Annotated in this window: 22 protein-coding genes; 19 read left to right on the forward strand and 3 right to left on the reverse strand. The window is 39.1% G+C overall.

What is annotated here, in order from left to right:
- Positions 1 to 25: 25 nt before the first annotated feature.
- The 6 genes from A361_RS11530 to A361_RS11555 all read left to right on the forward strand — a co-directional run bounded on the left by A361_RS11530 (position 26) and on the right by A361_RS11555 (position 6094).
- The gene (locus tag A361_RS11530) at positions 26 to 688 is read left to right on the forward strand and encodes a YesL family protein (RefSeq protein ID WP_019382757.1); all 663 of its coding nucleotides are present in this window, start codon (positions 26 to 28) and stop codon (positions 686 to 688) included.
- A gap of 28 nt (positions 689 to 716) precedes the next feature.
- Positions 717 to 2327 carry a glycoside hydrolase family 43 protein gene (locus A361_RS11535; RefSeq protein ID WP_009330433.1) on the forward strand — a complete coding sequence of 537 codons (1611 nt, stop codon included), beginning with the start codon at positions 717 to 719 and terminating at the stop codon, positions 2325 to 2327.
- Between the two features lie 111 nt (positions 2328 to 2438).
- Positions 2439 to 3317 (forward strand): MBL fold metallo-hydrolase, encoded by an 879-nt coding sequence (locus A361_RS11540; RefSeq protein ID WP_019382756.1) that lies wholly within the window; start codon positions 2439 to 2441, stop codon positions 3315 to 3317.
- 201 nt (positions 3318 to 3518) lie between these two features.
- Positions 3519 to 4280 (forward strand): hydroxypyruvate isomerase family protein, encoded by a 762-nt coding sequence (locus A361_RS11545; RefSeq protein ID WP_019382755.1) that lies wholly within the window; start codon positions 3519 to 3521, stop codon positions 4278 to 4280.
- Entirely contained in the window at positions 4277 to 5170 is an 894-nt protein-coding gene (locus A361_RS11550) for an NAD(P)-dependent oxidoreductase (RefSeq protein ID WP_019382754.1), read from the forward strand. The genes A361_RS11545 and A361_RS11550 overlap by 4 nt, the downstream gene beginning before the upstream one ends.
- Before the next feature lie 249 nt (positions 5171 to 5419).
- The gene (locus A361_RS11555; protein WP_009330429.1) at positions 5420 to 6094 is read left to right on the forward strand and encodes a lysozyme family protein; all 675 of its coding nucleotides are present in this window, start codon (positions 5420 to 5422) and stop codon (positions 6092 to 6094) included.
- A gap of 36 nt (positions 6095 to 6130) precedes the next feature.
- On the opposite strand, the gene A361_RS11560 is transcribed toward A361_RS11555, so the two are convergent.
- Positions 6131 to 6322 (reverse strand): hypothetical protein, encoded by a 192-nt coding sequence (locus A361_RS11560; RefSeq protein WP_236888065.1) that lies wholly within the window; start codon positions 6320 to 6322, stop codon positions 6131 to 6133.
- Positions 6323 to 6335: 13 nt separating this feature from the next.
- On the reverse strand, positions 6336 to 7550 hold the full coding sequence (locus A361_RS11565; RefSeq protein ID WP_019382752.1) for a serine hydrolase domain-containing protein: 1215 nt from the start codon (positions 7548 to 7550) through the stop codon (positions 6336 to 6338).
- Positions 7551 to 7836: 286 nt separating this feature from the next.
- Between A361_RS11565 and A361_RS11570 the strand changes: the two genes are divergently transcribed.
- The 13 genes from A361_RS11570 to A361_RS11625 all read left to right on the forward strand — a co-directional run bounded on the left by A361_RS11570 (position 7837) and on the right by A361_RS11625 (position 25449).
- Positions 7837 to 9840, forward strand: a complete 2004-nt coding sequence (locus A361_RS11570; protein ID WP_019382751.1) for an LTA synthase family protein — start codon at positions 7837 to 7839, stop codon at positions 9838 to 9840.
- A gap of 266 nt (positions 9841 to 10106) precedes the next feature.
- Positions 10107 to 10907: a uroporphyrinogen-III synthase gene (locus A361_RS11575; protein WP_019382750.1), complete on the forward strand. Its 801-nt coding sequence runs from the start codon at positions 10107 to 10109 to the stop codon at positions 10905 to 10907.
- Between the two features lie 220 nt (positions 10908 to 11127).
- Positions 11128 to 12138 carry a LacI family DNA-binding transcriptional regulator gene (locus A361_RS11580; protein ID WP_009330424.1) on the forward strand — a complete coding sequence of 337 codons (1011 nt, stop codon included), beginning with the start codon at positions 11128 to 11130 and terminating at the stop codon, positions 12136 to 12138.
- A gap of 76 nt (positions 12139 to 12214) precedes the next feature.
- Entirely contained in the window at positions 12215 to 12412 is a 198-nt protein-coding gene (locus A361_RS30225) for a hypothetical protein (protein WP_026041784.1), read from the forward strand.
- 226 nt (positions 12413 to 12638) lie between these two features.
- Positions 12639 to 14324, forward strand: coding sequence for a glycoside hydrolase family 13 protein (locus A361_RS11585; RefSeq protein WP_019382749.1), 1686 nt, complete (start codon positions 12639 to 12641; stop codon positions 14322 to 14324).
- A 213-nt stretch (positions 14325 to 14537) separates the two neighbouring features.
- Entirely contained in the window at positions 14538 to 15338 is an 801-nt protein-coding gene (locus A361_RS11590) for a protein phosphatase 2C domain-containing protein (protein WP_019382748.1), read from the forward strand.
- A gap of 832 nt (positions 15339 to 16170) precedes the next feature.
- Positions 16171 to 17499 (forward strand): group II intron reverse transcriptase/maturase, encoded by a 1329-nt coding sequence (gene ltrA / locus A361_RS11595; protein WP_019382772.1) that lies wholly within the window; start codon positions 16171 to 16173, stop codon positions 17497 to 17499.
- Positions 17500 to 17778: 279 nt separating this feature from the next.
- Positions 17779 to 18663, forward strand: coding sequence for a GGDEF domain-containing protein (locus A361_RS11600; RefSeq protein WP_019383532.1), 885 nt, complete (start codon positions 17779 to 17781; stop codon positions 18661 to 18663).
- Positions 18664 to 18919: 256 nt separating this feature from the next.
- Positions 18920 to 19465: a GNAT family N-acetyltransferase gene (locus A361_RS11605; protein WP_009330420.1), complete on the forward strand. Its 546-nt coding sequence runs from the start codon at positions 18920 to 18922 to the stop codon at positions 19463 to 19465.
- 361 nt (positions 19466 to 19826) lie between these two features.
- The gene (locus tag A361_RS11610) at positions 19827 to 20315 is read left to right on the forward strand and encodes a hypothetical protein (RefSeq protein WP_019383533.1); all 489 of its coding nucleotides are present in this window, start codon (positions 19827 to 19829) and stop codon (positions 20313 to 20315) included.
- A 2270-nt stretch (positions 20316 to 22585) separates the two neighbouring features.
- Positions 22586 to 23071: a DinB family protein gene (locus tag A361_RS11615; protein WP_019383537.1), complete on the forward strand. Its 486-nt coding sequence runs from the start codon at positions 22586 to 22588 to the stop codon at positions 23069 to 23071.
- A gap of 251 nt (positions 23072 to 23322) precedes the next feature.
- Complete coding sequence (locus A361_RS11620) at positions 23323 to 23610, forward strand: DUF3986 family protein (RefSeq protein ID WP_009334891.1); 288 nt, start codon at positions 23323 to 23325, stop codon at positions 23608 to 23610.
- Between the two features lie 753 nt (positions 23611 to 24363).
- Complete coding sequence (locus A361_RS11625; protein WP_009334890.1) at positions 24364 to 25449, forward strand: nitric oxide synthase oxygenase; 1086 nt, start codon at positions 24364 to 24366, stop codon at positions 25447 to 25449.
- Between the two features lie 35 nt (positions 25450 to 25484).
- On the opposite strand, the gene A361_RS30450 is transcribed toward A361_RS11625, so the two are convergent.
- Positions 25485 to 25640 (reverse strand): hypothetical protein, encoded by a 156-nt coding sequence (locus tag A361_RS30450; protein WP_009334889.1) that lies wholly within the window; start codon positions 25638 to 25640, stop codon positions 25485 to 25487.
- Positions 25641 to 25720 lie beyond the last annotated feature (80 nt).

The following is a 25720-nucleotide window of genomic DNA, read 5'->3' on the forward strand; positions in this document are numbered from 1 at the left end:
ATTTGAATCAGAGGAGGTGACAAACATGCAAAATATGCTGGGCAAGCTATTTACAATATGTGAATGGATCATGAAGCTTGCTTATGTTAACTTGCTCTGGCTGTTATTTACGATGGCGGGGCTAATCGTATTTGGCTTCATGCCTGCAACCGTATCCCTCTTCACTATCGTCCGCAAGTGGCAGATGAAAGAGACAGAAGTGCCTGTTTGGGATACTTTCCTATCAATCTATAAAAAGGAATTTACTAAATCTAATTTGCTTGGTTTCATACTTGTCATCTGCGCGGGGTTCATTCTTTTGGATTTGCATTTTGTAAATGGCTTAGAAGGGGTTCTGCAGCTGATGTTTTTCGTACTGCTGCTTATTATATCAGCTCTTTATTTCATTACTCTGATGTATCTTTTTCCGGTTTATGTACATTACGATTTAAGAGTTAGCGAATATATAAAAAATTCATGTTTACTTGGGATCCTTAACCTGCATCTTACCCTGATCATAGCAGCCTCTGCCGGATCCATCATTTTTCTGCTTTTGTACAGTCCTGCATTTATTCCCTTCTTTAGCGCTGTTTCCATTACATGGATTTTGATGTATGGGGGAATGTACAGTTTTAGGAAAATTGAAGCGAGGCAAAAGCACCGGCAGCCTGAACAGTTCAGGCATTCGGGCTTAAGCAGACATATTTAAGGAATAATAAAATGAAAGGTATGGTCAAATGGCACTTATACGCAATCCGATTTTAACAGGATTTAATCCTGATCCGAGCATTTGCCGGGTGGGAGAAGATTATTATATTGCTGTTTCCACTTTTGAGTGGTTTCCCGGTGTTGGAATCTATCATTCTAAGGATCTGAAAAATTGGCGTCTGGCTGCAAGGCCATTAAACCGGATAAGCCAGCTGAATATGACAGGAAGTCCGGATTCAGGCGGGATTTGGGCACCTGCTTTATCCTATCACGATGGCCGGTTCTGGCTTATTTATACGGATGTAAAAGTGGTGGATGGCCAGTGGAAGGATTGCCATAATTACCTTTCAGTATGTGAAAGCGTAGAAGGGGAATGGTCTGATCCTGTGTATTTAAATAGTTCAGGCTTTGACCCTTCTATGTTCCATGATGAGGACGGAAAAAAATATTTGGTCAACATGGTGTGGGATCACCGTGCCGGCCATCACAACTTTTACGGAATCGCTTTGCAGGAATATGACGTACAGAAGCAAAAGCTGAAAGGGAAAGCGGAGGTCATCTTCAAGGGGACTGATATCAAACTGACAGAAGCTCCGCATTTGTATAAAATCAATGGTTATTATTATTTGCTGACTGCTGAAGGCGGAACTAAATATGATCATCAGGCCACCATTGCGAGATCAAAGAACATAAGGGGGCCATATGAAGTACACCCTGAAAATCCGCTCATTTCATCTTTCGGGTCACCGAGGAACCCTCTGCAAAAGGCAGGTCACGCTTCAATGGTAAAAACTCACACAGATGAGTGGTTTCTTGTCCATCTTACAGGACGCCCCTTAACAAGAGAGGGTCATCCTTTACTTGACCCGCGCGGTTATTGTCCTCTTGGAAGGGAGACTGCCATACAAAGGCTGGAATGGAAGAATGACTGGCCTTATGTAACTGGCGGGAACGAGCCTGCCCTTGAAATAGAAGGGCCAAAGATTAAGGAAGTAAAGTGGGGAAGAGATTTTCCGGAAAAAGACGATTTTGATAGTGAAACCCTAAACCTGCATTTCCAGAATTTAAGGATTCCGCTCGGTGAGAATATTGTTTCTTTGAAGGATAACCCTGGCCATCTTCGGTTATATGGGAAAGAAAGCTTAACATCCAAATTTACACAGGCCTTCATAGCGAGAAGATGGCAGCACTTTTCTTTTACTGCTGAAACAAAGGTGGCATTTGAGCCCGAAACCTTCCAGCAATCTGCCGGTCTCGTTAATTATTATAATACTGAAAACTGGACGTCATGCCAGGTCAGCTGGGATGAAGATAAAGGACGAATCCTGGAATTGGTGTCATGCGATAATTTTACTTTCTCCCAGCCGTTAAAAGGGAGTGAAATTGAAATCCCGGCAGAAGTGAAATATGTTTACCTTCGTGTAAATGTCCATATCCATGAATATAATTATTCTTATTCATTCGACGGTGAGAACTGGACAGAACTTGCAGTTCCTTTCCAATCCCATAAATTATCGGATGATTACATAAAGGGCGGCGGTTTTTTTACAGGTGCATTCGTCGGCATGCAATGTCAGGACACTTCCGGCCAAAATCAATTTGCCGATTTTGATTACTTTGTTTATAAAGGCGAATCTTAATCATAAAATGGGGCTGCTCAAGTATTGAGCAGTTTTTTCTATATAATAGAGAAAAAGGATTCTATTCACTTTTAACGAATTAATGTACAAAAGAATCGGAGGGAGGATTTTATGCAAACTTTAGAAAAACTTAAGCACAGGGTTTGGTATCAAACTCCTGTTTCAGAAACTGACCGTCCTATTTTAGGGGCTGTGGTCGGGGATCAAATGACTTTGATGATTGATGCAGGCAATTCTGAAGCACATGCTCAATTGTTTTTAAGCGAGCTGGAGAAACTGCGAATACCTTCACCGAGGATGGTGGTCCTGACTCATTGGCACTGGGATCATATTTTCGGCCTGCCTGCACTGGATATTCCATCTATTGCTTCTAATCTCACCAAAGCTGAAATGGAAAAGCTAATCCCTTACCAATGGACAGATGAGGCATTGGATGAACGTGTGAAAAGCGGAATCGAAATAGAATTTTGCGCGAGCGCTATTAAGAACGAGTATGGTAATGATCGAAGCATTAAGGTTAAACTTCCAGATATCACTTTTGAGAATATTCTTGAAATCGATCTTGGCGGTGTGAGCTGCCAACTGCAAAGAGTCGGCGGGGACCATTCTCCAGACTCGGTGGTGGTATATATAAAAGAAGAAAAAATATTATTTCTCGGCGATGCGATTTACGCGAATCTTTACGCAAGTAAATGGAATTACACAGCAGACTGTGTGCTTCAGCTATTGGATGCACTGGAACAGTTTGATGCAGATACATATATTTTGTCCCACGGGACGGCCATCTCAAAGGCAGAGTACCAGGTGGAAACGGCCATGCTCAGGAAGGCAGCAAGACTAACAGAAGAATTCGAAGGACAAATGGAAGAAATGAAGAATGCCTATCAATCCAGTGTCAATCGTGAACTGAATGGCAATGAGCTAGAAACGATACAGTACTTTGCAAATGGCTATGAACTAAAAGGGCCTTCAACAGGATCAGATATTTAAAGTTCTGCGTGTTTTAAAGGCTATTTTTGTGAAGTCTCCTTCTTTCTAAATACCTTCGTTTAATTTGCTGAGTTGATTGGAGCTGAGGTCACTTGACTCCAGCAGGAGGCTTACGTCCTCCCCGCTGATTTCAAAACCAAAAACAACAATCTATGAGAAAAGACCATTTTATTAACAATAACCCTATTCCAGGAGGCTATCATGAATAGATATTCTGTTAATCTTTCAACCGTTTTTACAGAAGTTCCTTTTTTGGAGCGGTTTAAAAAAGCCCGTGAAGCTGGTTTTGTTTATGTGGAGTGCCAGTTTCCATATACATTTACAATAGAAGAAATCAAAGCAGAGCTTAAGCAAAATCAGTTATCGATGGACTTAATTAACCTGCCGCCAGGTCAATGGGAAAAAGGGGACCGTGGCCTGGCAGCAGACCCCGTACGTATAGAGGAATTTAGAAAATCAGTTGAAAGGGGGATCCGTTATGCAAATGGCCTTGGAGTTAAAAAGATACATTGTATGGCGGGGATACACCCAGACAATAATCTGGAAGTATTTATAGAAAATCTCCTTTATGCGGGCACTGCAATGTCTAGGCATGAGATAACCCTATTAATTGAGCCTATCAACCCATTCGACATGCCTGGCTATTTCTTAAATGATATCCATCAGGCATCAGACATAATCCATCGTGTCGCTTTGCCGAATGTGAAGCTTCAATTCGACTTTTACCATATTGAAAGAATTTATGGCCATTCTCTTTCCATGTATCAAAAATACGCTGAGCTGGTTTCGCATGTGCAAATTGCTGACCATCCGGGCAGACAGCAGCCAGGGACAGGTGAAATGAATTATACCGATATTCTTCAATATTTGAGTAAACACTATCGAGGCTTAATTGGTCTTGAATATAATCCGCAAGGCAGAAGTGAAGAGAGTTTTGCCTGGCAGAAAGGGGTGATATCATGAAGATTGGATTTATTGGAACAGGAGTAATGGGCTCGCGGATGGCCAAGCGCCTCCTGGGCAATGGCTTTCACGTCATCGTTCATAATCGGACAATTGAAAAAGCACAGCCCCTTATTGATCTGGGTGCCTTTTATTCGGAAACGATCAGCAATCTGGCCAGCCAATGTCAAGTCGTGTGTACCTGTCTTTCTATGCCAGACGATGTGCTGAACGTCTATACAGGTAAAGAGGGGATCATTCAAAGTGCCAAGCCTGGAACGATATGCGTTGACTTCACATCGGTAGGGGCAGACACGAGTAAAACTATCTTTGAGATGACAGATGCAAAAAAGATCAGTTATCTGGATTGTCCGGTTAGCGGAGGTCCTGAAGGAGCAGAAAGCGGGACATTAACGATCATGGCAGGCGGCGGAAAAGTGGCTTTTCAAAAAGTTAAGCCGGTACTGGAGATGCTCGGTGACACCATAGAATATCTGGGACCTTCGGGTTCAGGCAGCATTGCCAAGCTGATTAATCAGTATCTTGTTGCTGTTCACTCTCTGGCTGCATCAGAGGCAATGGTAGCCGGATCTGCTTATGGGCTGGATTCCGAACAGCTCTTAAAAGTGCTGAAGACAAGCTATGGCGACAGCAGAATCCTGCGCAGGCATATGGAACAATACGTATTCGATCGCCACTTCACACCAGGAGGAGCTGTGAAATATGTCCACAAGGATGTCCGGCTTGCCAACCAGCTTTTACAGGAAGCCGGCTTAAACCAATTTACCGGGCAACTGGCTGAAAAAGCATTCCAGACAGCCGCTGAGCAAGGCCATGGCGATCAGGATATGTCGGCAGTCATTAAGCCTCTTGAGGAAGAGGCCGGAATTATGGTGAAGAGGAAGAAGTAATCAGCGGAGACAGGAAGGCTCAGTTACTTCATTTGGTATGTATAGCAGAAAGCCGGTGTAAGCAAACTGACCGATATAATTTAAATGCTGGGTTAAACCAAAATTCAGGCAGATAAAAACCAATGATAAAAACCGAACTTTCCGGAAAACCTTCTTCCGGTCTTCTCTAAAGGAGCTATTCCTATTAAAATATCAGTATTTTCTGCTATAATGATAATCTGAAATAATAGAGAAACCGGGAGAGCAGCAATGAAACGCAAAAAAAGCAAAAAGCGTACAAAACGCAGATCAAATGTAGCATTCCTGTTATTTTTTTTGGTTCTGATTTTTGTCTTATTTGATCAATTCAAGCAGCTTAATATTAAGGAAACAGCGGTATCCTTACTGCCTAATACGGTGTCAAGGGATGTTCAGAATTATACGCCGATCCTTCAGAAGGAATTGAAGGAAGTTAACCTTGAAGAATATACTCTCGTATTAGCCGCGATCATGCAGCAGGAAAGCAAAGGGAAGGGCGGGGACCCGATGCAGGCTTCGGAATCAGCTGGATTGCCCCCGAATTCCATTCAGGATCCGGAACAAAGCATTAAGCAGGGTGTTAAACACTTTCAGAAAGCACTAAATTATGGCAGTCAGAAAAATGTAGACTTTCCTGCCGTTATCCAGGCCTACAATATGGGAATCGGATATATTGACTTTGTTGCAGATCAGGGCGGAAAACACAGTGAAGAAATCGCGAAAGAATTCTCACTCAAACAGGCCGAAAAAAATCCGGAAATTTATAATTGCGGAGGCGACAAGAATAATTTCCGCTATCCATACTGTTATGGGGATTTTACTTATACAACAAAGGTAACCGAAAATATTGAGATACTTACAGCAAGTGACACAGGAAAATCCGGAGAATTTAAATCAGTATGGTAAAAAACATAATAATATTATGGTAAACTAAAACCGCACTTAGCTAATAAGTGCGGTTTGTTTTTTCAGTGTCTGCTTTTGCTCATATACATCCACAATCTCGAGGCATTGACCTTTCAAATCGAAAATAAAATCTTCATTTATAAAATTCATTTTGAAAAATACTTTGTCATCTGCAATGGTAATGGGTTTTACTTCATATTTATATAACGCCCCATATTTTTTTGGCATAGTCACAAATAGTTTATTTTCCCCCCCAATGGACCGCAGCATATAATTCATGCGCCCGGTATTCTCCTGTCAGCATTCTCCAGGGAACGGGATCGTTTGAGTATGCTAACCTTTGAGGCATTCGCACCTTTTCTTTTAAAGTGATGCGGTATAGATCCTCACAGATTTTGTCTGCTGGAGTGATATTCATATTACTCAAGATGACGATAGTCAGATCCTCTTTAAAGTTCATTAACAGTTCATTTGTAAAGCCATTAATATCCCCAGAGTGTCTCGCTGTCCCTTGTTCGCCGTTAATAAACCAGCCATACCCATAGCCTCCAGGGTTGGCAGTGAACATTTTTGATGTCATACATTTGTTTAGCAGCAAACCATTCTGCAAAGCTTCTGTACATTTAAATAAATCCTCTGCAGTGCTGTACATTCCATATGCTCCCTGAGGGATGCTCATAGCGACATACTCTGGGTGAATGGCCTCTTCCCAGACCGAATGACCGGAAGCCAAGTCCGTTACAATCTTACGGCCATTATCAATTCCTGTATTTTTTAATTGAAGAGGTTTAAAAATATTCTCCAGGAGGAATTGTTCATAGGGTAAATCTGAAACTTTTTCAATTAAAGCAGTTAGCAGTAAATATCCTGCATTGCTGTATTGCATGTCCTTACCGGGCTGAAATTGCAGAGGCTTCCTCTTAATCCAATTGATGGATTTTTCCAGACTGGAGGGCAGACGCATGAATTTTTCCCAGTATTCAGGAGAAAAGGTAAAATCGGCTACGCCTGATGAATGACTTAATAAGTGCTGAATGGTCACACCTTTTTCAGCAGGAAAATCATTAATATAAGTATGAATCATATCAAACAGATTCAGCTTCTTTTGCTGGTGAAGCAGAAGAGTAGCTGCTGCCGTAAATGAATTTGTCAAAGACCCAATGCGGAATTTGGTAATAGGAGTGTTTTCAATGGCATATTGATAGCTTGATAGTCCATATCCTTCATTCAGGATGACTTTGACTTTATGGGAGGCAAAAACACATCCATTAAAATAATTGCCCTCAGCAAGAATGTCCATATACTCGTTATTTGCTGTTTTTGGTCCATAGGAATTTCCGCCTTTATGTATAATTCGTTTACATTCTTCATATATATTGGCTGTTGTCTGATTTTTCTCCTTCCTTGAAAAATTAGATTTATAAGTTTTTACATAAAAAGTGAAACCAAATGGCATTTCATTCGTCTATATAGACGTGCAGCATTTATTAATGGGCAACACCCAGCTTAGGCTGTGAACTGCACTTACTCTGTTTAATAGTCATAAAAAGAGCATTTAATCTGGACATGCTTGACATTTTATTAAATGCGAGTATAGTTATATTCTTGTGCAGTGCTTTTTTGGATGTTCATAGATTCTTAATATTTATCAGGTAAACTAATAATTATTGGGCTGATTGCCAACATAAGATTTTTAAATTACTAGCAAAGTATGTTAGAATAAAGTGCTAGAAGGCAGGTGTATGATTTTGAATACTTTACTTCATAAAAGTCAGGATATATTAAATAAATATATTGGCTTTTTCTTTTTAGCAGTATTTCTGCTCTGGATGAAAACGTATATTACTCAAATGACACAATTTAACTTAGGCATTGAAAGTGCCTTGCAGCATTTCCTTTTATTCATCAACCCGCTGGGGTCTTCATTGCTGTTTTTAGGAATTGCATTCTTTTTCAAAGGCAGAAGAAAATATATCGCCTTGATGGTAATGTATTTCTTGCTATCGTTCCTGCTGTTTGCGAACGCAGTGTACTATCGTTTTTTTAATGATTTTATTACATTGCCGACTTTGACGCAGACACAGAACTTTGGTGACGTCAGCGGAAGCATCAGCTCATTATTACAGCCGACTGATATCTTTTTCTTCCTTGATTTCATCGTGCTTGCCGGCTTGCTTGTATTTAAAGTTGTAAAAGTGGAAACAAAGGATTTGACGCGCCGCAGATCAGCAGCATTAATTTATGCTTCTCTGGCCATTTCATTTGCAAACCTGGGATTGGCTGAAACAGACCGCCCTGAACTTTTGACAAGAGGTTTTGACCGCAATTACATTGTTAAGTATTTAGGCATGTACAATTATACGATTTATGATGCAGTACAAAGCACGAAGGCATCCGCGCAAAGAGTTATGGCGGATAGCAGTGATACAACCGAAGTCATCAACTTTACAAAATCGAATTATGCTGAACCGAACCCGAAGTACTTCGGAAAAGCGGAAGGCATGAATGTGATCTACCTTCACCTTGAATCCATTCAGACATTCTTGATGAACTATGAACTGCACGGTGAAGAAGTAACACCATTTTTGAACTCACTGATTGAAGAAGAAAATACAACGTATTTTGATAACTTCTTCCATCAGACTGCACAAGGGAAAACAGCTGATGCTGAGTTTATCCTTGAAAACTCCCTATATGGATTGCCGCAGGGTTCTGCCTTTACAACAAAGGGCATGAATACCTACAATGCAGCACCAGCAATTCTGAAGGATAAAGGCTATACTTCTGCAGTTTTTCACGGTAACTCGGGAAGTTTCTGGAACCGTAACGAAATTTACAAATCCTTTGGCTATGACAACTTTTTCGATGCAGGATATTATGATTTAAAACCAGAAAACATGGCTGACTATGGTCTAATGGATAAGCCGTTCTTTGAACAATCCATGCCGTATCTTAAGTCACTTAAACAGCCGTTCTATTCTAAATTCATTACTGTGTCCCATCACTATCCTTATCATATGGATCAGGAACTGGCGACAATTGAGCCTCATACTACTGGTGACAAATCAGTGGATAATTACTTCCAGACAGCCCGCTATGCTGATGAAGCACTTAAACAGTTCTTTGAGCAGCTTAAAGCTTCCGGCCTGTATGAGAACTCAGTGATTGTCATGTATGGTGACCATTATGGTATTTCCAAGAACCATAATAAAGCAATGGAACAAGTGCTAGGCAAGGAAATTTCAGCGTTCGATAGTGCCGGTCTGCAGCGTGTGCCTCTATTCATCCGCGTACCTGGCATGGAAGGCGGGGTAAACCATGAATTTGGCGGTCAGATCGACTTGATGCCAACATTGATGCACTTGCTTGGCATTGATACTAAACAGTATCTGCAATTCGGTACAGACTTATTATCAGAACAGCATGATGATCTTGTTCCTTTCCGTAACGGAGATTTCATGAGTCCAACCATTTCATCTGTTGACGGAAAGTTCTATGACTCAACAACTGGTGAACTGCTGGATGAAAGCCGTTTTGAAGAAGCGAAAAAACTTCAGGAAAGTGCCGAGCAGAAATTGGCGCTATCTGATAAAGTCGTAAACGGAGATCTTCTCCGCTTCTACACACCGGAAAACTTCGAACCGGTTGATCGTTCAAAGTACGATTACAAAGCAGAAAGCAATGGGGTCAACAAGAAGAACGAAGTAACTGAAGAAATGGCTGAAGAAGAGCCAGCTGATAAATAATTCAAAAACTGTCTGCGGGAAATCCTGCGGGCAGTTTTTTTTGCTGGATAACTCCTCTATTCGAAAATAAATAAGTCACATACCAAACTAAATACTTTTATAAAGCAGGTAAAATCAAATAAACAAAAGTAAGGGTGTTTACTTTGATTCAGTGTGGAATACCATTATGCATTAGCTAAATCTGGTTCAAGCCTAATATTATGTGATAAATAAACATTCAACCTTTATAATTAAAAATAAAAAGATACATTTCTAGGGGGATTAAGATGAGGAAGCTTGCTGGCAAAAGGATTGCACTTTTAGGTTCTCGGAAAATAGAAGAAATTGGCAAATTGGTGGAGAATCAGGGAGGGATTGCCTTCAGCAGGCCAGCCCAGGGGACAACACTGCTCAAAGACGATAAACTCCAGGATCATGTAAGACTGCTAATAAAGGAAAGCTTTGAATGGATTATTTTTACTACCGGAATCGGGGTCGAAACCATATATCAAACGGCTCTTGATATGAATGAGGGTGACGCCCTAATCAACAGCCTGCAAAAAGCAAATATTGCAGCAAGGGGTTATAAAACCGTTAATACTCTGAAAAAACTTGATATCACACCTTCAGTGCGGGATGATGACGGAAGTACGGCAGGCTTAATCCGAGAGTTCTCAGCTCATTCCCTAACAGGCCGGAAAGTAGCCCTGCAGCTTCACGGGGACCCGGCACCACGCCTTAAACAGTGGCTGGAAGATAACCATGCGGACTATGAAGAAATACTGCCATATACCCATATTCCTCCTGATGAAAATGTAATGAATCAGCTGCTGTCCGAGCTCCTTGACGGAAAGCTTGATTCAGTATTTTTCACCAGCACACCTCAAGTAAGGAATTTATTCACCTTCGCCCGGAAAAAGAAGGCAGATACGCAATTGAAAAGTTGTCTATCAGAACAGGTTGTGGCTTTATCAGTTGGAAAAGTAACTGCACAAGCTTTACATGAAGAAGGAATTGAAAGAGTCATTTTTCCGGAAGCCGAGAGGATCGGGAGTGCGGTTATTGAATTAGCCCGTTTTTATAATTAAGAAGTCATTTAAGGACTAATTTGTAAAAATAAATAAGCTTCTAGAGCGCAGAATATACTCTTGAAAGGGGCCCCTTTAGGCTCCTTTTTAATTAATTCATGGATATACTAATTTCAAAAAATCATAAAAAATATATTGAAAATGCATACAAGGGATGATAATGTTACAACGTAAACGTTTTCGCACCAAAAATAATACATCAATTTTAAGCAGGTGGGATATGACTAATACCATCAAAGATGTTGCCAAAAAAGCAAATGTCTCCATTGCAACCGTTTCCAGGATTTTGAATGACCAGGGAGGCTATTCGGAAAAAACAAAATTCAAGGTTCTTAAAGTGATTGAAGAGCTGGGATACCAGCCAAACGCAGTGGCAAGAGGATTAATTAACAAAAGAACACATACGATTGGGGTGCTTTTCCCGAAGCTTTCCAGTTCTCTGGTTACCGATCTGCTGGATGGCATTGAAAAGGCTGCAAATGACAATGGTTCCAGTGTGATCGTCTGCCATACAGAATCAAATGGCGAAAAAACGATGAAATATCTCCAGCTGCTTATCGAAAAAAGGGTAGACGGGATAATTTTTGCAAGTGAAATATTAAAAGAAGAGTATTATCAATTTGTAGCTAAAACCAAGATGCCGATTATTTTGCTTTCAACCGAGTCCTATGCGTACCCTGTGCCTTTTGTAAAGGTCAACGATTTTCATGCAGCATATGCTGCAGCCAAGTATTTAATCGGCAAGGGGCATACCAAAATTGGAATGATAAGCGGAAAAAAGGATGATATCATCGCGGGGATTCCGAGGATTGAAGGCTTTAAGAAAGCTCTTTCAGATCATGGCATATCGCTGGGTTCCGAAAATGTTGTGTTCAGCAGGGGATTTGCATTTCCTGATGGGATCGAGGGCTTGAAAAAGCTAATCGGGCAGTTCCCGGATGTTACAGCGATATTTGCAGCAAGTGATGAAATGGCTATCGGGGCCTTATCAGCAGCTTATCAATTAGGAATTAAGGTCCCGGATGAGATATCTGTTATGGGGTACGATAATTTAAACCTTGCTGAGATGTCCATTCCGCCGCTGACAACAGTGGGACAGCCTCTCGCAAAAATGGGTGAGGCTGCCGCAGAAATGCTCTTTACCATAATGGAAACTGGCGAAATTCCGGAAAGCCGGATTATGCCGCATAGAATCATTGAAAGAATGAGTGTGAAAGAGAGGAAAAAATAACTCTCTTTTTCTCGGCTTAATTACGTAAACGTTTACGTAATTGAGAGCTAAATAACAAATAACAAATTTAAATTCAATGTCCATTCCTTTCCCGATCTTCATTCAGCAGCTTGTCATGCAAACGAGTGCCTGGGGTATGGATGAGCTGCTTGGATTGATCATTTTGTATATCGCTTTCAATCTTTCCGATATTATTTTTATCTATATTGGCTATATTCGTGCTATTCCTGAATGCAACGGTGGCAATCATCACAAGTCTTGGTGCATGGAATGACTACATGCTGCACCTCGTTTTGATCAGCGACCGGAAAATGGCCACACTGCCGCTACTCCTGTATATTTTCCAAGGCCCATTTCAGCACAGATCTTTCATCTGCGTCCTGCTTAATGGCACTTGCACTATGATTATTATGTATACCTTTGCCTAGAAATGGATTATAAGCGATGTAATGAAAGGTTTTATAAAATAAATATTATTCTTAGATCGGAGTTGTAATAAATTGAACAAAACATGGTGGAAAGAAAGTGTCATTTATCAAATTTATCCAAGAAGCTTTAATGACTCCAATGGGGATGGGATTGGAGATATCAACGGAATCACTGAAAAAATTCCTTATCTAAGCGAACTGGGGATCGATGTCATCTGGCTATCCCCCGTTTACCAATCGCCTAATGATGATAATGGCTATGACATCTCAGATTACCGCAATATCATGGACGAGTTCGGAAATATGAATGACTTCGACGGTATGCTGGACAAAGCCCATGAGCACGGCATCAAAATCATGATGGATCTCGTTGTCAACCACTCAAGCGATGAACACCAGTGGTTCCAGGAATCACGAAAATCCAAAGATAATCCCTACAGAGATTATTATGTTTGGAAGAAAACAGACAACGGCGAACCTCCTACGAATTGGGGCGCTGCGTTTGGCGGAAGTGCATGGGAATATGATGAAGAAACACGTGAATATTACCTGCACCTTTTCAGTAAGAAACAGCCTGACTTGAATTGGGAAAATCCTGTATTAAGAAATGAAGTGTATGATATGATGCGCTTCTGGCTGGACAAAGGGATTGATGGTTTCCGCATGGATGTCGTCAATTTCATTTCAAAAGATACCAGCTATCCACAGGGGGAGATTCGTGAAGGACACAAATATGGGGACGGCAGCAAGTATTATATGAATGGACCAAGAATTCATCAATTCCTGCAGGAAATGAACAAAGAAGCCCTTAGCCCGTATGATACCATTACGGTTGGGGAGATGCCGGGTGTAACAGTAGAAGAAGGCAAGCTCTATACAGGCAAAGACAGAAATGAATTGAATATGGTTTTCCATTTTGAACATGTAGGGCTTGGCGACGGGCAATACGGCAAATGGGATCCGCGTCCTTGGAAACTGACTGAATTGAAAGAGATTTTCAGCAAGTGGCAAAAGGGTCTGGAGGAAGATGGATGGAACAGCTTGTACTGGAGCAACCATGACCAGCCTCGTGCCATCTCCAGATGGGGAAATGAATCAGAGGAATACCGCGTTATTTCTGGTAAGATGATTGCGGCATGTCTGCATATGATGCAGGGGACGCCTTATATTTACCAGGGCGAAGAAATCGGCATGACAAATGTAAAGTTCACTGATATCAATGATTACCGTGATATCGAAACGTTAAATGCATACCGTGATCTTACACCGGATTCCCTAACACATGATGAAATCTTTAAAGGCATTCATGAGAGAGGCCGGGATAATGCGAGAACGCCTGTTCAGTGGGATGCCAGCCCGAATGCAGGCTTTACCGACGGAACGCCTTGGATTAATGTGAATCCAAATTATGAGAGAATTAACGCTGAAGCAGTGTTTAAAGATGAAGATTCCATCTTCCATTTTTATAAAAAGCTCATTCAGCTTAGAAAGCAAAATGAAGTGATTGTTTATGGCACATTCGATTTAATCATGGAAGAAGATGAGCAGATCTTCGCCTTTACAAGAACTCTTGGAGATGACCAGCTGCTTGTGATCTGCAACTTCAGTGAAGAAACTCCTGACTTTAAACTTCCAGTCCATGTCCGGTACTCTTCTAAGGAACTGCTGATTTCCAACCTGAATGCAGATGAAAATGAAGAAATTGAAAATCTGCCACTCAAGCCTTATGAAGCTAGAGTGTATCGTTTGAAGAAATAAAGATAGGGCCTGTTTAGGGCCCTTATTGGTGTTAATAAACAGACATTTTCCTTTGATCGATTTACAAGCTGGAAGCTGATTCTTTCTAATTACAAGAGTGACAGGGGAAAAAGTGAAGAAGTATTGCTTAGAGGACCATTGAGGTTCTCTTTTTTGTTGACATATTCTTATTAATAAATATTATTATGTTAAAACATGGAAGGGGCCATTTCAATGAATTTATTAGAATATTCCTGGGTTGGCAGTGAGGAGCCTTACCTGGATGAAATAAGCATTCAGCATATCGGTAGAATGGTATTAGGGCGTTTCGGCGGAAACAGGAATGCTGGGCAAAATAAAAATGAAGACGGCTGCCTGTTATGGACAGGTAATAACGAAGATTGGGAGTTTACTATTTTACTGGATGCCCATACTACTGCGGAAAGCGCTGAGTTAGTTATTCAAACGGTCAAATCAATGAAAACGGAAATCATTGCTTTATTAGTGCTGCCGCCCCGGGAAGTGTTTGAACAAGTTGGCGGATTACTGCTTAAACAATTTAAAAGTCAGGGTTTCAAGGAGGAATGCAGAAGGATTAAAGGTGAAACAGCTTTTTTATGTGTGATCAGAAAAGGCTCATTTCTTTGGTGGCTATCGATCGGGGATTGTATTCTGCATTTATTCCACCCTGAACTGGCTGCATTTAACGAATATCAGCAAAACCACCGAAGTTTTTATGAATGGGTGGGCAAAGTCAATACGTTTGATTTGCCGGTTCCCTGTTATAGCTCGGGTACAAAGGAGCTCAGAAGAGGCAGGAATCATATTTTTTTAACAACAGATGGGCTGACGGAATGTCCCAACACCAACTTTGCTGAACCAAGAGAAATATTTAATCTTTTTAGCTTATTCGGGAATGAGGATGGGGTCCGTGAGCTATTAAAGATAATAAAAGATAGGGATGTCCGGGACAGTACGACCATCATATCCTGGATAATTGATGCAGAGCATGAAGGATGCCAGCCCAGCGGCTGATTTTACTGAAACTTGGCAGTAAAAGGAGATAAAACTGGAGACAAGAGACTCAGAATGAATAACGTCGAAAAAGAAGCCTCCACTCTAAGGAAAAGGGTTCCGTTTCGGGGTGATTTATTGGATAAAGGGCATAAAAATGACGTGTGAATTGGCACAGGTCATTTTCCTATAAGGTTTTTAACTTATTTTATGTTTTCTAGACTTTATAATTTATAATGGAACGATAAATATTGTGCAAATAAAATGTAGTGCCAAGATGCTGTCAATTTCAATGTCACTTGGACTGCCGCAATTTCTTACTCATATTGAACAAACGGGGCAGGTGTGCGGCCGAGCGTAGGTCGTATCATATAGCGGGTGGGATTCCCGCCGAGTAAGAACTAGCCATTCGCTCGTAGCGAGTCTTGGAGGGCTAAAGGTAACTTTAGTCTTTAAGCGTAGACAGTTAGGTGGCGGGCCGAAAGCCATATGGTTGAAGGGATTGAGCTCCATAAACGTTTGTAAATCGAGAGGGCTGATGCCTTACCTGCGTGCAGAAAGCTACATTTTATCCTTTGTCAAAGGCAAGAAGGGTAAGACCTCTCTGGAGTCAGAGACCTTGGCACGTTACACATTGATATGATACGGCAACTCGGGAGACCCTACCGGTCTTTTCTTCTGAAGAGTATGGTCTACAAGCGATAACAAGCAAGGAAACCAAATGCCGATGGTAGGGAGTCGGATAGCAGCGTAGTACCAATGAAGTTGGGTAATGCCGATGGAGGGAAGGCTAGCTACCAGTTATCACCCTTACTAGGGACACATTTACTACACACAGAGGTAGGAATAATAAATGGAAACAAAACTACTAAGGATAGCAGAATTAGCAAAATCTGAGCCTAAAATGAAGTTTACCTCTCTTGCACATTTATTGAATGAGCAATCTTTAACTCAGTGTCATCATGAATTGCCTAATAAAAAGGCAACTGGTATCAACGGAACGACAAAAGAACAATACAGTGACAGCCTAGAAGAAAACATAGAGGATTTAGTAAGTAGGCTTAAAAGCAAAAGTTACCGTCCTGTTCCAGTAAGACGAATGTATATCCCAAAGCTCAACTCAAACAAGATGAGACCATTGGGAATACCGGAACATGAAGATAAAATTGTTCAAAAGGGCATTACGAAAATACTAAATGCCATCTATGAAAATGACTTTTTAGACTGCTCATTTGGGTTCCGTCCAAATAGAAACTGCCACGATGCGCTGAAAATACTGAATCAATATATTGAGAAGAGAGCAGTAAGCTATGTAGTCGATGTAGATATTAAAGGATTCTTTGATAACGTTGACCACAAATGGATGATGGAATTCTTGAAACTCCGAATCACTGACCCTAACCTACTGAGAATAATCAGCAGGTTTCTTAAAGGTGGATATATGGAGGAAGGTAAGAAATACAAGACAGACAATGGTACACCGCAAGGTGGAGTGATATCTCCGATATTAGCCAATGTCTATCTCCATTATGTTCTTGATCTATGGTTTGAAAAAGTGGTTAGGAAACAATGTAAAGGCCAAGCATATATAGTTAGATACGCAGATGATTTTGTTTGTTGTTTTCAGAATAAAAGTGAAGCCCAGCAATTCTTCCATTCATTAAAAGCGAGATTAAAGAAATTTAACCTGGAAATAGCCGAGGATAAAACTAAAATAATTCCCTTCGGACGGTTTGCGGAAAAGAATGCAAAACGTGACGGGACTGGCAAACCAGACACCTTTGATTTCCTCGGGTTTACCCACTATTGTGGCGTAAGTAAACAGGGTAATTTCCGAGTAAAGCGGAAAACCAGCAGGAGGAAAGTTCAAGGTAAACTAAAAGAAACGAAAGAATGGCTGAAGAATAATAGGAATAAAGATATTCATATGATTATGGATAGATTTAAACGCTCACTAATAGGTTATTACAACTATTATTGCATCACTGATAACACCCAAACTGTTAACAACTTTAAAGAGAAAATCCAGCGCTTACTATTTAAATGGCTAAACAGAAGAAGTCAAAGGAAATCCTTTACATGGAATAAATTCAGGCTCTTTCTTAATAAATATCCACTACCTTCACCAAGAATCAAAGTGAATATCTATGAACTTAGAAAAGAGATTAACTACATTCTGTAAATGATAACTAGGAGGAGCCGTGTGCGTTAATAGCGCAAGCACGGTTCTGTGAGGGGGGAGGAGTACAATTTACCGCAAGGTAGAAAGGCTCCCTTCTACTCGACTTATATATGATGGTGAGTAATACTCCGTACGGTTTTTGCAGCTCTTTTCTCCTTACTCCCTTTTCTGTCTGTTAAGCTAACCAGGAAAGTTGAAATTTATTGCTTGCCAGTTTAGTTTGAGATAAAATAAAAAAATTGGGAATGCTTTTCAACTTTTTATAAAAAGGATATAAATATGTTTAAAAATATAGATTTATTTAATCAGGCCTTTTTTTTTGCTCCGATTGGGATGTCGATAGTCTCATTAGAGGGAAAATGGATTAGGGTAAATCATGCTTTAACTAAAATTACTGGATATACAGAGGACGAGCTCCTTACCACGAACTTTCAAACGTTAACCTATCCAAAGGACTTAGATACTGATTTATCTTACACACAAGAATTAGTGGAAGGAAAAAGAGACTCTTTTGAGATGGAAAAAAGGTATGTCCATAAAAGCGGGAAGATTGTATGGGTGTTATTATCTGTATCCATAGTGCGGGAAGGGAACAAGCCATTATTCCTTATTTCTCAAATACAAGATATAACCGATCGTAAAAACTCAGAAAGAATATTGAAACAAATGGCTCATTATGACTTTCTAACCCAATTGCCAAATCGGAGATTATTTGAAGAACGACTTAATCATGCAATTGAATCAGCTAATTTCAATAAAGGGCTAGTCGCAGTACTGTATCTTGATTTAGATGGGTTTAAGCAAATAAATGATACCTTCGGTCATGACTTAGGAGATTTATTGTTAAAAGAAGTCGCGAGCAGGCTTACAGGTTGTATAGGAAATAAGGATACTGTGGCCAGGCTTGCAGGTGATGAATTCACGATTTTACTTCCGGAAACGACAATCGATAATGCAAAACATGTTGCCGAACGGATCATCGACATTCTATCTAATAAAGTGTCGGTGCAGAATGTTGTTATCTCAATAACTCCCAGTATCGGAATTGCTTTTTGCGATGATTTCAATATGGATGTCAGGAATTTGCTGAAATATGCTGATGAAGCTATGTATCAAGCAAAACAGAACGGAAAGAATAATTATCAAGTTTCACAGATCAGATAAAGCTAAATATGACTTTATTATTAGCGTTGATCCACGGAGGATTGATGCAATTTTTGTTGAATTCAACTTACGGATTCTTATGTTCAAAATCTGCTGCTAAACGCAGCTTTTTTCTTTTGAACTAAAGAGGCTGGTTAGTCAATAAGGATTTATATTATAACAATAAATGCTGAAATATGGTAAATACCTAGGTGTTAATATCATACTTTTGACTATTTAGAATAAAATGGCTGTAAAATGATATTGGAGGGGTTTTATGGAGCTAGTAGGACAACAAATTTACCTTAGACTTTACAAAACTTCTGACGCCTGCGAGTTAGCTAACTTACATACTAGAAATCGCGAATTTTTTCAACGAGTTAGCCCGTTACTCCCGGAAGCCTTTTATACGGAAGAACATCAAAAATTACGCATTGAACAGGCTTTAAAAAAGACAGGTGAAGGGCAATTATATGCTTTTGGAATCTTTTTAAAAGCAACTGATAAACTTATCGGAGACATTTCATTAACTCAAATTACTATGGGAGACCAACAAAGCTGTTATACGGGATTTACTTTAGATAAGGAGTATAATGGAAAGGGATATACAACAGAAGCTCTTCAACTTGTTGTAGATTTTGCTTTCAAAGAATTAAAACTACATAGAATTGAAGCAGGAGCTATGCCTGATAATATAGCATCTATTCGTGTATTAGAAAAAGCGGGGTTTAAAAAAGAAGGTATAGCTAAAGAAAATTTAAAGATTAATGGAAAGTGGACAGATCATCAAGTATTAGCTATCATCAACAGCTTGGATGCATAAGCTCGTTTCACTTCCGATAATTTTTCTGTAAACGAAACGTGTTCTGGAGTGAGACTGCCTGATACAAATTTTATAAATCATACCAACTCTACTTCAAGAAAAATATTAACGTCAAAACTGTAAATCATAAGAGGGATTTGGTATTTACCTAAGGAGTTGCTTGGCAACTCACTTTTTTATAGTGCTTTGTGAAGTGTTTCGCTTAAACTACCGGGTGCTTCCCTTAAAGAACTGGCTGCTAAAAAATACAGCCTTTTTCTTATTTGACTAAGGGCATTATCTTTTATAATACAGCTGATAAATTATGGTATAAATAACTTTTACCAGGAGAAACTACAAAATAAAAGAAGGTGGGTTTATTTTGTTAAGTAAAGTTGTACTTTGGACAATTTTAATTGCTCCATGGTTCACATTATTCTTTTTAAAGAGAGAAGATATTAAGCGTTTTATGCCTGTTGCAATATTAGCTGCATTTCTAATGGTTCTCTATAACTTGATAGCTCACAATCAAAAACACTGGATAATTAAAGAATCAATTTTACCATGGTTAAAACCTTCCTTTGCTTCAGGTATACTAGGTGCTTTTTTAATTGTAACTATATGGATTTTTTACTTCACATATGGTAAGTTTTGGATTTACTTAGTGACTAATATTGTACTGGATTTTATGTTTGCAATTTTCCCTGTCCATTTTATCCTTCAGGAAAAATTAAAAATTTATCAATTGATTAACATAACTCCTTGGGGTCGTCTTTGTATTTTCATCACACTATCAATTGTTATTTATGGTTACCATTATTGGCTCGAGGAAGTGTTTAAGTCCACTTATAAGGATTCTGGCAGCTTATAAACTATTCAAAACAAGGGAAAAGATTCAGCTGTCATTTCTGGCGGCTTTTTTTGTTCAACTAAAGGACAGATTTGAGAAAACGGTATTAAACAAAGGGGGTTCAATAAGGTTTTGCCTTATGGTTATAGGTTTCAATTATTAAGTGATGTCCCTTAACCGCTGCAATAGTAAAGAACTAACTTTCTAAAAGTGTAACTTCTGATTGAGGAACTAATTTTGTTTGGTAATCTTTCTTGATTTCACAGAAACCACTTTCATATATCCATAATACGGTATATGTGTCAGTTTTATAAACAACTTTGGCTCCTATACTAATGGTTATACCTCCTAGAATGCATGGTTAAGGGACAATTCTAAATTAGCATATTGTAGGATTTTATTTAAAGGGGAAATTTCCTCAACAAAAGAAAAAGCCCATTAAAGGGAAAAAAGGATGTGCTGAAAAAAACGATTATCATGAAGGAGTTAATAAATCTATAAGCTTGACTAAATTTATAGGTGATTGCTTATGAGCCTAATTATAAACATTGAAAAATTCCCTTATAGAGGGACCAGGTTGGAGCAAGCTTATCAGAGGAGCCGTATACATTTTATTTACTTTAAAGGAGATAGTGCTTTTGAAACAAAGGAGTAAGGGAATTCCTAGTTAAGGCGTTACACAGAGAAAAGAGTATTAATGATTGTAAAACAATAAAAGTGACCATGGTTAGCTAATTCTTATTACGATTTGTATTTTTATTTATTCGACGTATAAGATATTCAGTTTGCAATTGTCCTACTACTGCAGCAATAATAATATTCGCTATATTAAATATCGTTAGCCATTTAATTAGCATTCGGGTATCCTTAAACACAAAAATCATGCCTTTCGCTAAAGAGGTTGTATTACTTTTTTGTTCCCAGACATTTAAAAATTATAATGTTCCTGCAAAGTTCGAAGAAGTTGTATTAATAAGCATCTTGTTTCATTAATCTTTTCTTCCCGCTATATATACCAGGGTAGTAGCTATAGCCCAAGTAAAAAAAATTACTGTTGAAATAGCTAGTAAAAACCAGGGAGTGTTTAAAATATGTTGATCTATCCAATGAAGCATGATATCACCTCATATTGCTAAGAGCAAGGGCTGAAACTTATTCAATATACAAGGAGAATATACAAAGCCCTTACTCCAGATATTATTATGCCCAGTGCTTGTGAAAATATCTAATTTAAAATACAAAAACACCCGCAGATTTGCAGCTACCCTGTGAATTGATCTGTAGTATAGGTTCAAAATTGAATGAGGATGCGAGTAAGGAGCAGGGCTTAAGCGAGTAAACTGGAAAGCTTGCCTTATCTTTACTCTTTATTTTTATCTTACCCAAAGAAAAGGGATTTAAGTATTTCAGATGGTCTTATTGATGTTTCATCCGTAACCAAACTTTGCACTAAGAAAAAGGACGTTTATCAATTAATTGTGTGTATGTTAAAGATCAGCTGCCATATTTGGTGGCTGTTTATTATTTTACTAAAAAGGCAGGTTAGCGAAAAAAGGGATTATTTTAAAGAGAGGAGAATTATTTATTCTTGATGGATAGAAAAAATTCAATTTAAAGGGGAATAGAATGAATATTAGACCATATAAAGAGACAGATAAAGCTTTTCTTGTAAGTCTTTCAACACGGTTTGCGAAATTCGACCTTATGGCCGCGTGATCCTCAAAAAATGGAAGAGGCACAATTAAAAATAGCTGAAGAATCTCTTAACGATCCTTCACTTTATACAGAGATCTTTGTGGCAGAGGAAGAGATAGGGATGATATATTAGGTTTCATAGAAGTAAAACCACATAAAGATTTTTTAAGCGGTATAGAACAAGGAACCTAGTAGCCATTGCAGTTTCATCTAAAGGTGAAGGGAAGGGTATCGGTAAGAGCATAATGGAGAAGGCAGTAGTTGGGCTCAGCAAAAAGGATATCATCAACTCTTCCTGATGTCTTTGCCAAGAATGATCGTGCGGTAAATTTCTATAGGCATTTAAACTATGAAACTGAAGTACTAAAATGGTAAAAGAGATTTAATGCCTTGTACTAAAGAATTTTATTTCCAGAAATCGGTGCTAAATACAGGCTTCCATTCCGGTCAGCTTTTTTTATAAAAACTATAGGGCAGGTTTGTGGAACAAGGAATTCTAATAATAATTGTGAAATAGTAATAATTAACAATGTTTCGTTTTGCTTTTATACTGTTTTTTTCAAGGTCAATTATTTCCTAAATAAGGAGGGGCTTTTTTGCAAATTTTTTTTAAATATAACTGGATGGTAAGAGAAGACTGGTATCGCTGGTGTGAAGAGTTAAGTGAAGAAGAACTCCAGCAAAACCGAACGGGTGGAATGGGAAGTATTTTGTATACACTTTTCCATATAGTTGATGTCGAATGGAGCTGGATACGGCTCTTACAAGGAAAAACCGACTTTCAAGAGAGTTTCGATGGTTATAAAAGTTTGAATAAGGTTCGAAAATTGGACGCTGAATTTCATTTAGAAGTAGAAAACTTTGTGAAAAATTGGGATGCCAGTATGGAAAATCGTATATTTTACGATACCTTACCAGATGGAAGAATAGTGACGGATACCTGGGGTGAGATTATGCGTCATACTATTGCTCATGAAATTCACCATATAGGACAATTATCAATTTGGGCAAGGGATATTGGAATAAACCCTGTTTCTGCAAACCTTATTGGTCGGGGTCTTTCCTCTCATTCCTATAAATAGTGCAAATAGAAAGCAATATAGCCGGTTTCTGTATATTCTGGGTGTGATAATTTAATTTACTTATTCTGCTGCTTATTCGGTTTTATGTAGATTATGAGTTTGTTAAGAAAGTAGCGAGTCGTTGAGTTCGGAAGCATTAACCGCTATTTTTGTTGAATACCATATTGAACAAACTTTTTTTATTGAGGAATATGAAGAAGAATTGTTGATTTTTATCTTCGAAATTTAAATGATAAAAAAAGAGGTGCTTAATGGATAATTTGTATGATGATAAATATCATCTGCATTTAGGTTATTACCAGGATGATTGTGATTATGAGTCGATAGCATTTAAAAGAAAATCAGAGGATATATGGGATATATTCTTTGACTTTAAAGCGTATGGGATTAAAAATAATACCCCAGAAAACGAATTAACACTAAACTCATACGGAACGAGAATTTTTTCAATACGCAATAAAGAAATTGATTATGATAGTGGGGTATACCAGTTTAAGCAATGGTTATCCATTAATAAGATAATCTTAATTGTTGGTTAATGAAGAAGATGACTGCTGCTGCGTTTTTTGTTGTTCTTACGGGGCAGTTTTATGAAAGGGCGAGTTTTGCTTTTTTATCCGACATAAACCTTGTCAAAAGGGCTGTCATTTCGGTGCAGGTTTTTTAAAAAGCAGTTCTAAACGGAACCCTTTACTCTAAGGATGGCGAAAAAGAAACCTCTCTCAAAAAATGAGAGCTAATCGAAATGAATAACGACGAAAAAGAAATCTCTACTCAAAAAATGGGAGCTAATCGAAGTGAATAACGACGAAAAAGAAACCTCTACTCAAAAAATGGGAGCTAATCGAAATGAATAACGACGAAAAAGAAACCTCTACTCAAAAAATGAGAGGTAATCGAAATGAATAACGACGAAAAAGAAATCTCTACTCAAAAAATGGGAGCTAATCGAAGTGAATAACGACGAAAAAGAAACCTCTACTCAAAAAATGGGAGCTAATCGAAATGAATAACGACGAAAAAGAAATCTCTACTCAAAAAATGGGAGCTAATCGAAGTGAATAACGACAAAAAAGAAACCTCTACTCAAAAAATGAGAGCTAATCGAAATGAATAACGACGAAAAAGAAACCCCTCTTTAATAACGGATGTTAATCAGAAAGATAATTTTGCCAAGTCCACTCTAAACCAACATCCTTAGACGATCCGGCAAACCCCAGAACATCATTTCTTTCTCCCCAACCTTCCCTATGCTATCATTAACCAATAGTCTATTCTGGGAGGATTTATCTTTGAAAAAGGACTTATTTGAAAAAGCAGCAGAATTTATAAAAATGTTTTATAGTGAACAGAATAGAAGTCCTGCTGAACTAAGCAACAGACTAAGGGAAATCGAATATTCAATTGCAGAGCACGGAGTTTATGAACATACTTATGAAGAATTGGAATTTGGTGCCAAAGCTGCCTGGCGAAATAGCAATCGCTGTATAGGGAGACTGTTCTGGGATCATCTAAAAGTTTTGGATAAGCGGGAGGCGAAAGAAGCGGATGAAGTATTTTCTGCTCTGTTTGAACATATACAATTTGCCACTAACAATGGCAGGCTTCGTCCGGCCATCACCATCTTCTCTCCTGACACTTCCGAACAGAAAATCAGAATTTGGAACCATCAGCTAATCCGGTATGCTGGCTATGAGACTGCGGATGGGATTATTGGCGATCCCCACTCCATCCCTTTTACTAAACAATGCGTGAAATTGGGCTGGGAGCCGAAGTACGGCAAATTTGATGTGCTGCCATTAGTTGTTCAAATGTACAATCAGCAGCCCCGATTAAGGGAAATACCTGAAGAGCTGATTCTCGAAGTCGCGATTGTGCATCCAGAATATAATTGGTTCAGTGACCTCGGCTTGAAATGGTACGCAGTCCCGATGATATCGGATATGAAGCTGGAAATTGGGGGCATTTCCTACAAAGCAGCCCCTTTTAATGGCTGGTATATGGGTACTGAAATTGGTGCGCGAAACCTGGCAGACGATTTTCGTTATGACGTGCTCCCGCAGATTGCCTCATTATTGGGGCTGGATACCAGGTCGCATTCTTCGCTTTGGAAGGATCGGGCACTGGTGGAATTGAATGCAGCTGTATTGCATTCATTTAAAAAAGAAGGTGTCAGCATAGTAGACCATCATACTGCTGCACAGCAGTTCAAGAAATTTGAAGAAAACGAAAAGGGCCAGGGAAGGGATCTGACCGGTGACTGGACCTGGCTGATCCCGCCCGTATCCCCTGCAGCTACACACATTTTTCATAAACAGTATATTAATGAAGTAAAAACGCCTAATTACTTCTATCAGGATACTCCTTATCAAAAATGAAAGCCGGCATCAATCATGCTGGCTTTCTGCATTGGTTAATTCATCTCTTCATCACTGGTTCTCCGGTCTGTCTTCTCAGGAGGAATCTTGGAAAGCTGGTCCATAGGCTCCATCATAGATTCAAGAAGACTTCCTTTAACTTGATTCTGTTCATCCATATTATCCGGCTGAATAGTATCGCGGTTGTCCATCACTTCACCTCATTTTACTAATTTTTCATAGAATTTACTTCCCGCTTAATGATTATTCCAAAAACCGAGAAGTCATAGGT

Source organism: Cytobacillus oceanisediminis 2691, assembly GCF_000294775.2.
Taxonomy (GTDB): Bacteria; Bacillota; Bacilli; order Bacillales; family Cytobacillaceae; genus Cytobacillus; species Cytobacillus pseudoceanisediminis.